Annotated in this window: 11 protein-coding genes; 4 read left to right on the top strand and 7 right to left on the bottom strand. The window is 63.6% G+C overall.

The genetic code is table 11. The features are described 5' to 3' along the window. The first annotated feature begins 1 nt into the window (after position 1). Positions 2 to 295: a DUF4926 domain-containing protein gene (locus tag JJB99_RS02930; RefSeq protein ID WP_200497313.1), complete on the top strand. Its 294-nt coding sequence runs from the start codon at positions 2 to 4 to the stop codon at positions 293 to 295. Between the two features lie 8 nt (positions 296 to 303). Here JJB99_RS02930 and JJB99_RS02925 read toward each other — a convergent pair whose 3' ends face one another. Further along, the gene (locus JJB99_RS02925; protein ID WP_200497312.1) at positions 304 to 978 is read right to left on the bottom strand and encodes a Crp/Fnr family transcriptional regulator; all 675 of its coding nucleotides are present in this window, start codon (positions 976 to 978) and stop codon (positions 304 to 306) included. Positions 979 to 1,213: 235 nt separating this feature from the next. Here JJB99_RS02925 and JJB99_RS02920 point away from each other — a divergent pair, with 235 nt between their 5' ends. Then, positions 1,214 to 3,262: an AsmA family protein gene (locus JJB99_RS02920; RefSeq protein ID WP_200497311.1), complete on the top strand. Its 2,049-nt coding sequence runs from the start codon at positions 1,214 to 1,216 to the stop codon at positions 3,260 to 3,262. A gap of 236 nt (positions 3,263 to 3,498) precedes the next feature. Then, positions 3,499 to 5,946, top strand: coding sequence for an adenylate/guanylate cyclase domain-containing protein (locus JJB99_RS02915; RefSeq protein ID WP_200497310.1), 2,448 nt, complete (start codon positions 3,499 to 3,501; stop codon positions 5,944 to 5,946). Positions 5,947 to 6,150: 204 nt separating this feature from the next. Here the strand turns inward: JJB99_RS02915 and JJB99_RS02910 are convergent, their stop codons facing one another. Beyond that, positions 6,151 to 9,621: a DEAD/DEAH box helicase family protein gene (locus JJB99_RS02910; RefSeq protein WP_349629004.1), complete on the bottom strand. Its 3,471-nt coding sequence runs from the start codon at positions 9,619 to 9,621 to the stop codon at positions 6,151 to 6,153. A gap of 125 nt (positions 9,622 to 9,746) precedes the next feature. Between JJB99_RS02910 and JJB99_RS02905 the strand changes: the two genes are divergently transcribed. Then, positions 9,747 to 10,052 (top strand): HigA family addiction module antitoxin, encoded by a 306-nt coding sequence (locus tag JJB99_RS02905; RefSeq protein WP_200497309.1) that lies wholly within the window; start codon positions 9,747 to 9,749, stop codon positions 10,050 to 10,052. A 35-nt stretch (positions 10,053 to 10,087) separates the two neighbouring features. Here JJB99_RS02905 and JJB99_RS02900 read toward each other — a convergent pair whose 3' ends face one another. From JJB99_RS02900 to JJB99_RS02880, 5 genes are all read right to left on the bottom strand, one after another. Beyond that, a complete protein-coding gene (locus JJB99_RS02900) occupies positions 10,088 to 10,288 on the bottom strand; it encodes a hypothetical protein (protein WP_200497308.1) in 201 nt (66 codons plus the stop codon). 4 nt (positions 10,289 to 10,292) lie between these two features. Then, positions 10,293 to 10,592, bottom strand: coding sequence for a BrnT family toxin (locus tag JJB99_RS02895; RefSeq protein WP_200497307.1), 300 nt, complete (start codon positions 10,590 to 10,592; stop codon positions 10,293 to 10,295). 2 nt (positions 10,593 to 10,594) lie between these two features. Next, complete coding sequence (locus JJB99_RS02890; RefSeq protein WP_200497306.1) at positions 10,595 to 11,776, bottom strand: restriction endonuclease subunit S; 1,182 nt, start codon at positions 11,774 to 11,776, stop codon at positions 10,595 to 10,597. Further along, positions 11,773 to 13,314 (bottom strand): type I restriction-modification system subunit M, encoded by a 1,542-nt coding sequence (locus JJB99_RS02885; protein ID WP_200497305.1) that lies wholly within the window; start codon positions 13,312 to 13,314, stop codon positions 11,773 to 11,775. Before JJB99_RS02885 ends, JJB99_RS02890 begins: the two co-directional genes overlap by 4 nt. Positions 13,315 to 13,609: 295 nt before the next feature. Further along, a complete protein-coding gene (locus JJB99_RS02880) occupies positions 13,610 to 14,905 on the bottom strand; it encodes a Spy/CpxP family protein refolding chaperone (RefSeq protein WP_200500023.1) in 1,296 nt (431 codons plus the stop codon). Between the last annotated feature and the right edge of the window lie 46 nt (positions 14,906 to 14,951).

The following is a 14,951-nucleotide window of genomic DNA, read 5'->3' as shown; positions in this document are numbered from 1 at the left end:
CATGGATCATACTGGCCGGCGACGAGCGGCCGAACTTCGTCAGCTGTTGGGGGCTGTGATGAGTGCAGCGAACAACGTGGAAGATCGGACGCCTCGAGCACTGGACGTTGTTGCATTGCTCGCAAGCCTTCCGGAACACCGGTTAGCTCGGGGGAATGTCGGCACCATCGTCGAAGACCTCGACGACAAAACCGTGCTCGTCGAATTCAGCGACGATGATGGGCGGCCATATGCCATCGCCCCGTGCCTGCGATCTGAGCTGCTGACATTGCACTATGTACCGGAAGCGGCCTAGCCGCCTCCCTACTCGTTCCGCGCGATCGCGGTCAGCTTGGTCATGTTCCTCAGCAAGATCCGGCCGCGCTGGAGATCGAGGATGGCCTCCTTGCGCCAGGCCTGAAGCTGGCGGTTGACGCTTTCGCGGGCGGCGCCGACGAAGATGCCGAGCTGCTCCTGCGAGATGTGCACCTCGGAGCCGAAATCGGCGGCGAGCGCGCAGAGTCGCCGTGCCAGCCGCACCGGCAGCGGCTGCAGCATGGATTCTTCCATGCGCTCGCTTTGCCAGCGTATCCGGTGGCACAATAGCGCGATGATCTTGATCGCGACCTTCGGTTCTCGCTCGAGGAAAGCGAGGAAATCTTCGCGCCGCAGCACGAACAGCTCGCTGGCCTCGCCGGCGGTCGCATCCGCAGTGCGGCTCTGGCCGTCCAGCACCGCGACCTCGCCGAACAAATCGCCCGGCCCCATGAAATTCAGCGTGAGCCGGCTGCCGTCAGAGGCGCCGGTCTCGATGCGGACCTGACCGCGGCGCACGCCGAACAGCGCGTCGCCAGGATCGCCCTTCTGGAACAGCACCTCACCATTGCCCAGATGCTGAGTGTGGCAGAGATTGGCCAATCGCTGCAGCTCGTCCGCGCCGAGGTCGGCGAACATCGCATTCATCTTCAGGATGACCGCAAATTCGGCCTGCTTGCTCATTTCGATGTCCTTGTGAATTTCTTTGGCAAATCGCTTGGAGCCATCAACATCAGGATCGCGTAAAACCGCGCCGGCGAAGTGTGTCATAAGTCACATAACTTTGCAGCTCCCCTTGATTATTTTTGAGCGCTTGGAGCCGCTTCCCGTCCAGGGATAAACTCAGGCGCAAAGGACGGGTCGCAAAGTACGCGTATCTGCGGTTTCGACGCCGATGGTCCGTCGCTGGAAAGTCGATATGAGAGCAGTAAAATTCGCCGGCGCAGCCGTGGCCGCCGTCATCATCGTGATCGCACTCCTGCTGGTGGTCGGGGTTCCCTCGGGCTTCCTGACCTCGATGATTGCCTCGCGGGTCGAGAGCGCGACCGGCTATCGCCTGTCGATCGATGGCACCGCCAGGATCAGCGTGTGGCCGACGCTGAACGTCACGTTGAACGATCTCACGCTTGCCGACCCCAAGGACCGCAGCGGCATCACGCGCCTCACCGTCGACAGCGTGCAGGCTGACATGTCGCTCTCGAGCGTATGGTCGGGCCGTCCTGAAATCAGCGAGCTCATCGTCACCCATCCCGTGCTCCACCAGCCGCTGCTGCGCGAGCGGCTGCCGAATGCCGGCACGTCGTCGAAGCCGCTCGCGCTCGACGCGAACGGCGCGACCATCGACCGCGTCAAGGTCACCGACGGCGAGATCGCATTCGCGCGGGTGCGCGACCGTGTCGAGGGGCGCATCAGTGCCGTCAACGCCGAGGCGGTCGTCGGCCGCGACCGCAAGGTCGACATCACCGGCACGGCCCGCGTCGGCGAGCACCCGACCAGGTTCGACATCAAGGCGGCGACGCCGGCCCCGCCGGCTGACCGGCCCACGATCCCGGTGGACTTCGCCATCGACATGCCCGATGTGCTGAAGTCCCAGCTCACCGGTCGGGCCGAGATGCGGCTCAACGGCGATATCGTGATGATCAACGGCATCAACGGCACGCTCGGCGAGGGCGCGTTCAACGGCTGGGCTTCGGTCGACATCGCGAGCAAGCCTCTGGTCAAGCTCGATCTCGACTTTCAGCGGCTGGCTATACCGCTGGCGAAATCGCCGGACGGCGCGCCCGGGCGACCCTGGAGCGATGCGCCGATCGACGTCTCCGGGCTGAACTATGTCGATGCGCAGATCAGGATCTCCGCGAACGAGGCTGTGATCGGCGATGCGCGCCTCGCGCCGCTGGCGCTCGATGCCAAGCTCGCCGGCGGCGTGCTGAAGGCCAGCACCGCCAATCTCGGCGCCTATGGCGGCCAGGTCTCGGGCGAGGTGATCCTGGATGCGACCAGCGGCACGCCGAGCTTTGCCATGCATTCCGATCTCGCCGGCGTGCGCGCGCTGCCGCTGCTGCAAGGCCTCGCCGAGTTCGACCGCATCGACGGCAAGCTTCAGGCCAAGCTCGCATTGCGCAGCGTCGGCGCCAGCCAGCGCGCGCTGATGGCGAACATGCAGGGCACCGCCTTCGTCAATTTCCAGGACGGCGCCATCCGCGGCATCAACGTCGCGCAGATGATCCGCTCGCTGACGTCGGGCACGCTGAACGGCTGGCAGGATAACCAGGACCAGAGCCAGGAGCAGAGTACCGACCTGTCGCAGCTCTCGGCGTCGTTCCGCATCGACAAGGGTCAGGCGGTGACGACCGATCTCAATCTGATCGGGCCGCTGGTGCGCGTGACCGGCGCCGGCACGATTGCACTCGATACCAAGATGATGGGCTTCCGCGTCGAGCCGAAGCTGGTGATGACCACCGAAGGCCAGGGCCGCACCAACGAGCCAGTCGGCTTCGGCATCCCGGTGATGATCCAGGGCACCTGGTCGCAGCCGCGGATCTATCCTGATATGGCCGGCATGCTGGACAATCCCGACGCCGCCTACGCCAGGCTGCGCGAGATGGGCAAGGGCCTGTTCGGCCCTGATGGCGCCGGGCTCGGCAATATCCTGAACAGCTTCGGCCTCGGCGGCACGACCGCGCCAAGTGGCGGCAACGCGCCCGGCAATGCCAATCCGCAGGGACAGCAGCCGGGGCAGAACAATCTGCTCGGCGGACCGCTCGGCGAAGCGATCGGCAACCTGATCCAGCAAGGGCTGTCCGGTGGCGCCGGCACTGGGACAGGCGCCGGCCGGAGCCGCAGCCTGCCGGCGACGCCATCCACGCCCGCTCCGCAGGCCTCGCCCGCGCCGCCGGAGGCCCCGCCGGCGGCGCAGCAGGACAGTCAACCGATGAACGACGTGCTGCGGCAGCTCTTTAACCGGTGATTGGCGGACCAAGGGCCTCGACTCCACGCCCATCCCTTACATCGGCTGTCGCGTCCACTGCTTCCTCCGAACGGATGAGGCTGCGACATTTCACGGCCGCTCTACCCTGCCGCGGGTAACCACACCGGCTGCTCGACCGGCGGCGGGACGGCCCTCTGGCCCAAATTGTGGTAGAAGGCTGCCGGGGCCGGTACGGCCCGCAGCGCCGGCGTCGATGGCGGCGCAAGAGGATCGGAATGGCAGGGGCGAACGACAAGACACGGTTTCTGCGCGAGGGCCTGTTCGCCAAATACGTCGTCTCCCTCGTCGGCCTCGTCGTGTTCGTGCTCGCCGTCAACGGGGCGATGGAGACCTGGATCTCCTATCGCGCCACCAAGACACAGCTGATCGACGGGCTCGAGGACAAAGCACAAGGCGCCGCCCGGCGCATGGAGCAATCCGTCTCCGAGCTCGAGCGCCAGATCAGCTGGGTGACGACGGCAAGCCGGGACACGCTCGAGAAGCGCCGCGCCGACTACGCCCAGCTGCTGCAGCAGGTCTCGGTCGTCAACCAGCTGTTCCAGCTCAACGGCGAAGGCCGCGAGGTGCTGCGCGTCTCGCGCCAGTCGGCCAGCACCGGCGGCAATGCCGATCTCTCCCGCGACATGCGCTTCACCGACACCGTCGCGCGCGGCGTCAGCTATTCACCGGCTTACTTCGTCGACGAGCGGCCGGTCATGTCGATCTCGGTGGCGCATTCCGGCTTCAACGCCGGCGTCACCGTCGCCGAGATCGATCTCGGCTTCCTCTCCGATTTCCTGTCCGACGCCCAGGTCGGCAAGGCGGCGTTCGCCTATGTGGTCGACACACGCGGCCGCGTGCTGGCGGCCTCGTCGAAGGGGCCTGACATCGGCAAGGATCTGTCGAAGCTGCCACAGGTCGCGGCTGCCATCGCACCCGGCCGCGGGCCCGACACCTCGGGCACCGACTTCAATGGCCATGCGGTGCTGTCAGCCGCCAGCACGGTGCCGAAGCTCGGCTGGAGCGTGCTGTTCGAGCAGCCGACGACGCAGGCCTTGATGCCGATCCGCGACCAGCTGGTGCGCATCGCGCTTCTGATCGGCATGGGCCTGATGGTCGCGATCCTCGCCGGCACGCTGCTCGCCCGCCGCATGATCATCCCGATCACGGCGCTGCGCGACGGCGCGCACCGGCTCGGCGAAGGCGATTTCAGCCACCGCATCGACGTCCACACCTCCGACGAGCTGGAAGATCTCGCCGGCCAGTTCAACCGCATGGCCGGCCAGCTTCAGGAGACCTATTCCAATCTCGAAGCCAAGGTCGAGGAACGCACCCGCGACCTCGCCCAGTCGATCAACGAGCTCAAGGTGCTGGAAGAGGTCGGCCGCGCGCTCGCCTCCTCGCTCGATCTTAACGCGGTGCTGCCGACGATCGCGGCCCGCGCGATCGAGATCACTCATGCCGATGCGGTGCTGATCTACGGCTATGATGCCGAGACGCGCCGCTTCGATCTGGTCGAAGCTGAAGGCATCGATCAATCGGCCGAAGGCGCACATGTCAGCATCCGCGAAGGCGAGAACATCCTAAGCGATGCCGCCACAAGCGGCGAGCCGATCGCGATTGCCGATCTCGACGATGCCCCTGGGCAGCCGCTGCGCGATGCCGCGATCGAAGCCGGCTTCCATTCGGTGCTGGTGGTGCCGCTGCTCGACCAGCAGGGCACGCTCGGCGCGCTGGTGGTGCTGCGCCGCGCCGGCGGCGAATTCGGCGCCAGCCTCATCGGGTTGATGCGCACCTTCGCCAACCAGGCGGTGCTGGCGATGCGCAATGCGCGGCTGTTCACCGAGGTCGACCACAAGAGCCATGCGCTGGAGGCGGCGAACGAGACCGTGCGCGCCCAGGCCGACAAGCTGCGCCAGCAGACCGAGCAGCTCAAGGACTGGAACAAGTCGCTGGAGCAGCGCGTCGAGACCCAGCTCGGCGAGATCGAGCGCATCCGCAAGCTCGAGCGTTTCCTGGCGCCGCAGGTGGCGCAGCTGATCGCCTCCTCCGACAGCCCCGAGGGGCTGCTGACCAGCCAGCGCCGCGAGGTGACCGTGGTGTTCTGCGATTTGCGCGGCTTCACCGCGTTCACGGAGGCGACCGAGCCGGAAGAGGCGATGAACGTGCTGCGCGAATATCACGCCGCGCTCGGCACGCTGATCTTCAAGTACGAGGGCACGCTCGACAAATATGCCGGCGACGGGGTGATGATCCTGTTCAACGCGCCGATCCAGTTCGAGGACCACACCAAGCGCGCCGTGAAGATGGCCGTGGAGATGCGCGACACCATCGGCCCCTTGACCGAGCGCTGGCGCAACCGCGGCCATAGCCTCGGCTTCGGCATCGGCATCGCGCTCGGCTATGCCACGCTCGGCCAGGTCGGCTTTGAGCAGCGGCTGGAATATGCCGCGATCGGCAGCGTCACCAACCTCGCCTCCCGCCTCTGCGGCGAGGCCAAGGCCAACCAGATCGTGGTGAGCCGCCGCGTCTACGGCATGGTCGAACCTTTCGTCGAGGCCCGCGCCCTCGACGATCTCCAGCTCAAGGGCTTCAATCACCCGGTGCTGGCGATGGAGATTTTGAGCTGGCGCGAGGAGGTGGAGAACGTGGTGGACGCGGCCGCGGCGAGGCGGCGGGGGTAGTGGGCGACAAAAGTTGCGAAAACAACCCCATGCACAGTAGACGGGGCTCTGGCTGGTCTTGCAAATTTCCAAGCGATACGGATTTTACGAAATTACCTTTGACACGTCGGGCAAAACACTGGCAGGATGGCATGATCGGGCAATAGCGCCGAACTCATCCCATCATGCTCTGTTCCCCAGGCCTATCGGGCGAACTCTTGGCTCTCAAGCCACTGCACTGTCGTTGATTTCGCGGATCGTGCTGACGAGGCGGACCACCTTGGCTTCATCGAACAGGTGCTCGGGTCCCGTCGGCGCAATCGCGGTAAAGGGCGGCTCGTAGAGCAGCGACGGCTCCATCGTGCCTTGGTCAGTCAGGTGCTCGATCACCATGTTGATGAATTCGATCTGCGCCGCGGTCGCGGTGCCGGCCGCCAGGAATTCGCCGAACGCTTCGCTGACGGCGGCGCGATCTAATCCCACCAGAGAGCGCACGAAGCGGCCAAAGCCTTCGCTGATCTCCCTGGCGCGGGCGATATCGGCTGCCTCGCCGATCCCGGCGTCGAGCAACATGGCTTCGAGTTGGGTGAGATCGGAGGCGGTCAGCGGCTTACCCTGACGCAGCTTGTGCAGGACGATGTTGTCCTGATGCGCGCGCAGGAAATGGCGGGCCTTGGATTTGAAGCGGATGAAATCGGCCTCTCCAATTTGCGGCAACATGATCTCGACACCGTCGCCGATCTCGTCGGTGAAATTGGAATAGACGATCGCCCTGCGGGATTTCTCGATGTGCTGAATCAGGTCGCGCAGCCGCAAACGAACTAACTCCAACAAGGGCACGGTGACCCCTTCCCACCAATGATCGGTCTGGATCTCCTCGATCAGCGCCGCATGCTGGGCGATCGCCGGAATTCCGGTCTGTTCCTCGAGCGCGGAGGCGATCTCCATCAGTTGCTTGCGCAGGGTGTCGAAGCGCTTGGAGCCTTTCAGTAGCGCGAGCTCCAGCGAGAACATCAACAGGTCGAACCGCTTTGCCTCTTCGGTTCCGAGTGAATGGCCCGACGGCAGCGGCGCGACCTCTTCGACCAGTTCCTTGCGCTTGTCGTCGCTGATCGAAGTCCATGCCTGCGGGTCGCGGTATTTCTCGACCGCGCGCCGATGCTGGCGGACAATGAAACTGTCGGTGTTGAGGCCATGGACGACGTTTTGCAGGGTTTTTGCAGCGTCCTCGCGTATCTCCGTCTCGCTCGGCGGCGCGGCGTCCCCTGCCTGATAATCCGATTGCTCGCCTGCGGCGAAGCCACCTGAAGCCTGCTTGTCATCGAGCGCGCGCACCAGATCGAGCCGGCCTGCGAACAAACGTTCCGATAGCGACTTGGCTGCGCTCGCCTCCTTCAATTCAGGATTGGCGCCGAAGAATTCGATGTTCTCGCAATAGTCGAAGACGCGGAAGAACTCCTTGTCCTGCCCGGGTCCGAACAGATCGGGACACAGCCGTGTGCCGCGGCCGATCATCTGCCAGAACTTTGTCTTCGACCGCACCGGCTTGAAGAACACGAGGTTGACCACTTCGGGCACGTCGATGCCGGTGTCGAGCATGTCGACGGAGATCGCGATGTGCGGCGCCTTCGCCTTGTTGGAGAAGTCGTCGATCAGGGTCTGCGCGTAAGCGCCGGTCTTGTAGGTGATGACGCGGGCGAAATGGCCGGCGAGCGCGGGAAACGCGACGTTGAAGCGCTTCTCGATATACAGCGCATGCGCCTCGTTCTTGGCGAAGATGATGGTCTTGCCGAGGCGGTCGCCGCCCTCGACCTTGATGCCGTGCTGCATCAGGTGTGCGATGACGTGATCGACCGTGTCCTCGTTGAACAGGCGCTTGTTGACCTCGGCGGCTTCGATGGTGTCGGGGATTTCGTCCTCGCCCCATTCCAGCATATCCCACTGGTCTTTTTCCTCGGGACTGAGGTCGTCGTAGCGCAGGCCAGAGCGCACGATCCTGAGTGGGACCGAGATCGCCTTGGGCGGCACGAGATAGCCCTCGGCGACGGCCTCGTCGAGCGTATAGGCGTCGGTCGGAACGCCGTCCTCCAGGTCGAACAGCGAATAGGTGTTCTTGTCGATCTCGTCCTTCGGGGTTGCGGTGAGGCCGACGAGGAAGGAATCGAAATAGTCGAAGATGGCGCGGAAGCGCTGATAGACCGAGCGATGCGCCTCGTCGATCACGATGAGGTCGAAATGACCAGGGCCGAACTTGACCTTCCCCTCCTGCTTGCCGTCGATCAGGTTCATCATGGTCGGATAGGTCGACAGGAACACGCGACCATCGCTGGTGCGCTCGGTCACGAGATTGACCGGCGCCGCATCCGGCAGATGGGCCTTGAAGGCGCTGGCCGCCTGGTTCACCAGCGCGACCCGATCCGCCAGGAACAGCACGCGCTTGACCCAGCCCGCGCGCATCAGGAGATCGACCAGGGCAATGACGGTGCGGGTCTTGCCGGAGCCGGTCGCCATCACCAGCAGCGCCTTGCGCTCGCCGTCCTGCTCGAAATGCCTGTTAATGGCGCGGATCGCACGGTGCTGATAGGGCCGCTCGACGATCTTGCTGCTGATCGCCTCGGACGAGAGCTGCTTGCGGGCCGTCCTGCGCTGGATCAGCAGCTCCAGCTCCTCGCGCTTGTAGAAGCCGCCGATCTGGCGCGGCGGATAACGCGTGTCGTCCCAGATCCAGTGCTCATAGCCGTTGGAATAGAATATCACGGGACGCTGGCTGAACTGCGCCTCCAAGCGATCGGCGTAGAGCTTGGCTTGCTGGCGGCCCTCACGCGCATCCTTGCGGGTGCGCTTGGCTTCGACGAGGCCAAGCGGCTTGCCATCCGCGCCCCACAGCACGTAGTCGACGAAGCCCACGCCTTCGTTGTTGGGCATGCCCTCGACGCGGAACTCGGCATCCTCGGGCCTGTCGAGCGCCCAGCCGGCTTCGCGCAGCAGCAGGTCAATATAGCGGTCGCGGGTCTCGGCTTCGTTGTAATCGTGCCGGTCAGGCCGCGCCTCCGCCGCCTTGCGGGCCGCGGCAACCTCGGCCCGCGCCTTTTTCAGCTCCTCATCGAGGTTCTGCTTGTCGAGCAGAAGCTTCGTCAGTTCGCCATTTTTGGCATCGAGCGCGGCCTGCTGCGCCTTGATGTGGCTGAAGGCCTTCTTCAGCGCCTCGTCGCGGCGCGACAGCACGGACGGATCGAAGGCGAGCCCGTCGACCGGCTTCTGCTTGCGCGCATAGGTCCGCGCGAACCAGAAGCAGACGTGAAACAGCTCGGTGACCGCGCCGGCCGCGTCGCCCGCGCTGATGCGCTTTTCCTCGTGGACGGCGCGGTTGCGCAGCGTATTGATGTAGCGCGCCTTGGCGAACACGGCTTCGCCGGCGGCGCGGCGGAAACTCGGCTCATGCAGCAGGGCCGAGATATTGTCCTGATAGGGCAGCTTGAGGCCGGGGTCGTTGCGGAACGCCCATTTCACGGCGACCTCGACCGTCTTGCCGGCAAAGAACGCCGCCGCCGTCGGCGACACCGCCGCCTGACGCTCCGCTTCCAGAGCGGCCTCGTGAACGGCCGGGAATTCGTCGGCAAGGAAGGTGAAGTTGGACATATGGCAGCGGCGCCCCTCAACGCCAGACCAGGACGTCACGCCGGAGGCGCGGATCATGTGATCGCATCGACCATACGACAACCCAGGGGCGATCTCCTAGCCCCGCGACCTGTTGCAGGTGCGTTATAGCGTGGTACGCTGTTCGATCCGACGCCAATCCATGATCCAATTTCCTTGAATCCGTGCTGATGACGAAACGCAAGCCGGCCTCGATCGGCGAGATCCTGGTCGAGGAATTCATGAAGCCGATGGGCCTGACGCCGGGCGCGCTAGCGGATGCCATGGGCGTACAGCGCAAGCACGTCAACGAGCTGTGCAACGGCCGCCGCAACGTCTCGGCGGCAACGGCGCTCATCCTCGCGCGCGTGTTCGGCAACAGTCCGGAGTTCTGGCTGAACGTGCAGCGGCGAACCGATCTGTGGGAAGCGATGCATTCGGCCAGCGCCCGCAAACGGATCGAACGGGCGCGACCGCTGACGCCGGCATGACGGCCCGGAGAGGCCTTCTCGCCCCGGCCGCAACCTCACTTGGTGGCGTCGATGCGCTCGATGTCTTCCTTGAGAAGGGTGTTCACGAGATCGTTCAGCGAAGTTCCCTGGGTGACGGCAAGGTCCGATAGATAGGCCAGAACGTCAGGCTCCAGATGAACGGGCGGCACGAGGCGCGCGCCTGTCCGGAAGAACTTACCGCGCTTGGCGGTCGAGAAATCGTACTCGTCCTTCATGGGATCACCGATCACCTTCTTCGTAAGACCTGATCTCGCGGCGGGTCGGCTGGCGTGCCGAGATGATGCGGATCGAAGCTCTATCCGCGGATAGCTCGATATAAGTATGCACGACCAGTAGCAGGTTGCCAGCCGGGTTCCGACCCATGGTAACCCATCGCTCCTCCCCTTCGCCAGACTCTTTGTCGAGCAGCGACAGCGCCAGCGGATCGCCGAAAACGCCCATCGCCGCCTCGAAGGCGACCCCATGCTTGCGCCGATTGCTCTCCGCCTTGACCGGGTCCCAATCGAACTCGAACTGCATGGTCAGAGCTGCCCGGAAAAGGCGCGATGCTGGAGGGAGGAGAAGAGCTCCTCAAGCTGCACGAGGTGCGAGCGATACCGTGCAATAGAATTGTCGACCCACCCAGCGACCTTAGAGAATTCCTTCTGTAGGGCCAATGGCGGCAGAATTGTCGACAGTTCACGCTGCCTCGTGATACCGATGTAAGCCCGTGTGGATTGCTCTGCTGCGAAACCAAGAAGCGTCTGAAAGGATTTACTTTCAAACGACCCTAGCAGAAAGCGCGCATCCAATTCCGGACCTAGGCGGTAATATGTAACTTGAGGGGAGAGGATCACAGGACCGACGTTTGGCGGCACTATGGCTACTTCGCCCACCGTGCCCTTGTGAGAAAGCAATAAGTCTCCCGGTTGGGCGAATCCCACTCGGAGTTTTGAAAGCCACACTGCATCTAGTTTGTAAGCATTTTCGATATTCAACCTACCATCTCTAAGGCAATTTGCCGTTATGAATGGGATTCCAGTCGCTACAAAATCCGTGACCTTTGGATGCCGCTCGCCGTGATTTCCATCCTGAACCTCTCGAATATACCCCGCATCGAGTGCACCGCCCAACGTTACAGCAGTCCACTTTCGCTCGTTCTGGACCGGATCGCCAAAAGTGCTCAGATATAGCGCGCTTCTAAGTTCTCGCAGATACTCGATAGATTCTTGGCGCTTGCGACTTAGCGCATCCGCCTTGTCCAAGATCGCCGCAATCCGCCGCTGCTCATTGAGGGAAGGAAGAGGGATGCGATGATCAAGAAACTCCTTTCGATTGATGTGCTTCATGGTCGAGCCATGCGTGAATCGTTCCATCTCGTGGATCGACGCATCGATTGCATGGCGCAAATAATCAAGATCAATCTTCTTAAGGTTAGGGACAACTTTGAAAATGTGCTGGTTCACGACCGCTTCGGGTCCTTGCCATCGAAACACCCCGAGGCTTGCTGACCATGAAACGAGAAGGTCACCCCGATTGATCCGGTATTTTCGCGGCACTTCCAGTTGAGTTCGATTAAATTCGGTGCCGAATCCCGTCAAATTTTGGATACGGACGATAGGAAGGCCTTCGATGCTCCAATCCTCAGGCTTAAACGCGTAGCCGTTAATGAAGTCAGCAACTTCACCAAGTGGCACCTCCGGGGGTAAAAGAGGTGCATTCACAGCATCGCCTCCAACTCAGCGAGACCTGCCGCGATCTCCTTCTCTATGTTCTTCAACTCGGCAATGATCTCCTCCGGCCGCCGGTGCTCCGTCGCCTCATTCGCGACTTCCTTGTAGCGATTAAGCGAAAGATCGTAGCCTGCCGCGGCGATCTCCGCCTTGGGCACACAAAAGCTCTGCGCCGTGCGCAACCGATCGCGCTCGGCGTCGGAACGTTGCTTCCAGCGCGCGGCAACGTCGGGAAGATTGTTCTTCGCTTCCTCATCGCCATCGAGCTTCGCCTTGGGTCCGATCTTCTCCGCCGACAACAACGGATTGCGCTTATCGTCCAGCGAAAATCCGTCCGCCTGGCAATCGTAGAACCAGACGTATTCGGTACCACCGGAATTGGTCTTGGTGAACAGCACGATCGCGGTGGAGACGCCTGCATAGGGCCGGAATACGCCCGACGGAAGCTTGACGATGCCGTCGAGCCGGTGATCCTCAACCAGCATCTTGCGGATAGCCTTGTGCGCAGTCGAGGAGCCGAATAGCACGCCATCCGGCACGATCACCGCCGCGCGCCCGCCGGGCTTCAGGAGCTTGAGAAACAGCGCCATGAACAGGAGTTCGGTCTTCTTGGTCTTGACGAACGCAAGCAAGTCCTTTGCCGTCGTCTCGTAGTCCAGTGATCCCGCGAACGGCGGATTGGCGAGCACGAGGCTGTAGCGATCTTCGTCGCCGGCGTGCTCCTGCGACAGCGAATCCTTGTAGCGGATGTCGGGATCCTCGACACCGTGCAGCGTCATGTTCATCGAGCCGATGCGCAGCATCGTGCTGTCGAAATCAAAGCCGTGGAACATCTCCTCATTGAAATGGTCGCGGCTTGCCTTGTCGTGGAAGAGCTTTGGGTGATTGTCGCGGAGATATTCGCCTGATGCGACCAGGAAGCCGCACGTGCCGCAGGCGGGATCGCAGATCACGTCTTTCGGGTTAGGGGCCATCATCTCCACCATCAGCGCGATGATGTGGCGCGGGGTGCGGAACTGGCCGTTCTGGCCGGCGCTCGCAATCTTGCCGAGCATGTATTCGTAGAGGTCGCCTTTGGTATCGCGATCCTCCATGGGGATGTCGGCGAGCAAGTCGACCACCTTCGCCAGCAACGCCGGCGTCGGAATGGTGAAGCGCGCACCCTTCATGTGGGTGGCGTGCGCGGTGCCCTCCTCCGCCATGGTGCGCAGGAACGGGAAGACGTGCTCTGAGACGATCGTGTACATCGTCGCGGGATCGCGGTTCTTCAACCGCGACCAGCGCATATCCTCATAGGCCACGCCTCCACTCTTGCCGATACCGTCCTTTCCTTTCGGAAAGATCGTGCGCTCAATCGGCTTGTTCGTGCGCGTCGCCTTACGCTCAGCAAGCGTATGCGCGTCGTCGAGGCCGCGGATGAAGAGGAGATAGGTGATCTGCTCGATCACCTCCAGCGGGTTGGCGATGCCGCCCGCCCAGAAGGCATTCCAGACGTTGTCGATCTTGGACCGGAGTTCACCCGTGAGCATTCCCTGCCTCGCATAGCTGCCGCTGAAAGTTGCAATATCAAACAGTTCAGGGGAAGCGAAGCGATGCTTTCGAACGGCGCCAATACTGTGGAGAATAGTGGGTCATTGCGCGCTCACGGCGCATAATCATTCAATCCGCATTCGATGGAGCTAAGCCCCTCACCCGGCTCGCATCTTCGATGGGATCCGACCTCTCTCTCCGGGAGCGGTGATGCGCGTCTTCGGCGCGCACTGATGCAACCAATTTATTTCGCGCGGGAGCTCCGACCCGACCGGAGCGCGCGTGAGCTGCCGATCACACCCCCCGATTCGGCCCGATCGCCTCGAAGGCCGCTTTTTGCTCGTCGCTCAGATCCGCCTCGAAATCATCGAGCGCATCCGCAACGCCCTTCACCGCTTGCAGCATCGTCTCCAGCCGGCCCTTCACCTCTGCGAGGCGGGCCTGCGGGGTCGCTGCTGTCTCCCTCACGGCGCACGGGCTCAGCGTCTCCAGGGTGCGCAGCGTGGTGTCCTGGAGCACGTCGAGGCGGGCACGGCCGGTGTCGTCGAGCTTGAGCGTCGCGGCGATGTCGGCGGCGGGCCATTGCTGCTGCACCAGCTGCTCGTACTGGCGCTGGGCCTGCACATCATAGCGCGGATCGTTGTCCACATCGCAGGAGGCCGCCGGTGCGTCCTTCTGGGCGTTCTTCTGTTCGTTCTTGCGCTGGCTGGCCGCAAGCGCGGCGCGGCGCTCATTGGCCAGCGCCTCGAGCTTCGCCTTCTGGCCGTCGTCGAGGAGATCCTGGAATTTTGCCAGCGGCGGCGCGAGCGCATCCGTCGCCTTGATCATCGCCTCCAGGCGCGTCTGCATCAGGCCGAGCCGGTCCGATGCATTCACCGGGGCCTGCGTCGGACAGGCGGCGCGGATGGTATCGCGCGCCGAGAGCCAGGCGGTCGCGAGCTCGTCCAGCGCTGCGCGCTGCACTTCGTTCGGCTGCACGGCAGCGGCGATGCGGTCGACGGGGAAGCCGCCGGTGTCGCTGGCGTCGCAGACACCCTCCAGGGTCGGGACCTTTCGTCCGCGCCTGACCTGCGGTGAGGCATAGGCGGCGAGCTCGGCCGCCGCATAAGGCGCGAAGATCGCGGCATAGATGTCGCCATAGCCGTAAAGCGACAGACTGGTGGTGTCGCCGAGGATCACTGCGGTGGTGAGGTCATCATGGGCGTAGGGCCAGAACACCGGGCCGACCCAGCCATAGCTGCCGTCGGGATGGCGCCACCAGCCCTGCGGGCTGCGGCCGCCGTGCCAGCCCGACAGCGCGGCCTGTGCCGTCAGCGCAGCGCGCAAAATGTAGGGATTGGGCGGCTGCCAGCGCTCGGCACCGCGGGGATCTTGCGAGCGCAGCGCGGCGGAGCGGTACCGGCCGCCGCGCACCGCCATCCGGGCGTGGCGCAGCCGCGACATGCCGATGACATGACCGACCGCGAAGCGCGCGACGCCAAGCGGCCCGCCGCGAATGCCGAACTGTGCTTCCGCCCTGGTCGGCAGCAGCGCTGCCAGAACCACGAGGGTTGCGCCCGCCAGCGCCAGTCCCATGCGCGAACCCCGCATGATCGCGGAATCGACCACTGAGTTGACCAATTCTTGGCCCTCCTTC

The sequence above is a fragment of the Bradyrhizobium diazoefficiens genome, from assembly GCF_016616235.1.
GTDB lineage: Bacteria > Pseudomonadota > Alphaproteobacteria > Rhizobiales > Xanthobacteraceae > Bradyrhizobium > Bradyrhizobium diazoefficiens_H.
Note: the sequence above shows the minus strand (reverse complement) of the source record. Positions and strands in the feature narration are given on the sequence as shown.

Bases quoted from the DNA above. Each gene is read 5' to 3' on its own strand.
- JJB99_RS02915 (WP_200497310.1), top strand. From the start codon at position 3,499: ATGGCAGGGGCGAACGACAAGACACGGTTTCTGCGCGAGGGCCTGTTC.
- JJB99_RS02920 (WP_200497311.1), top strand. From the start codon at position 1,214: ATGAGAGCAGTAAAATTCGCCGGCGCAGCCGTGGCCGCCGTCATCATC.
- JJB99_RS02895 (WP_200497307.1), bottom strand. From the start codon at position 10,592: ATGCAGTTCGAGTTCGATTGGGACCCGGTCAAGGCGGAGAGCAATCGG.
- JJB99_RS02900 (WP_200497308.1), bottom strand. From the start codon at position 10,288: ATGAAGGACGAGTACGATTTCTCGACCGCCAAGCGCGGTAAGTTCTTC.
- JJB99_RS02910 (WP_349629004.1), bottom strand. From the start codon at position 9,621: ATGATCCGCGCCTCCGGCGTGACGTCCTGGTCTGGCGTTGAGGGGCGC.
- JJB99_RS02930 (WP_200497313.1), top strand. From the start codon at position 2: ATGGATCATACTGGCCGGCGACGAGCGGCCGAACTTCGTCAGCTGTTG.
- JJB99_RS02880 (WP_200500023.1), bottom strand. From the start codon at position 14,905: ATGCGGGGTTCGCGCATGGGACTGGCGCTGGCGGGCGCAACCCTCGTG.
- JJB99_RS02885 (WP_200497305.1), bottom strand. From the start codon at position 13,314: ATGCTCACGGGTGAACTCCGGTCCAAGATCGACAACGTCTGGAATGCC.
- JJB99_RS02925 (WP_200497312.1), bottom strand. From the start codon at position 978: ATGAGCAAGCAGGCCGAATTTGCGGTCATCCTGAAGATGAATGCGATG.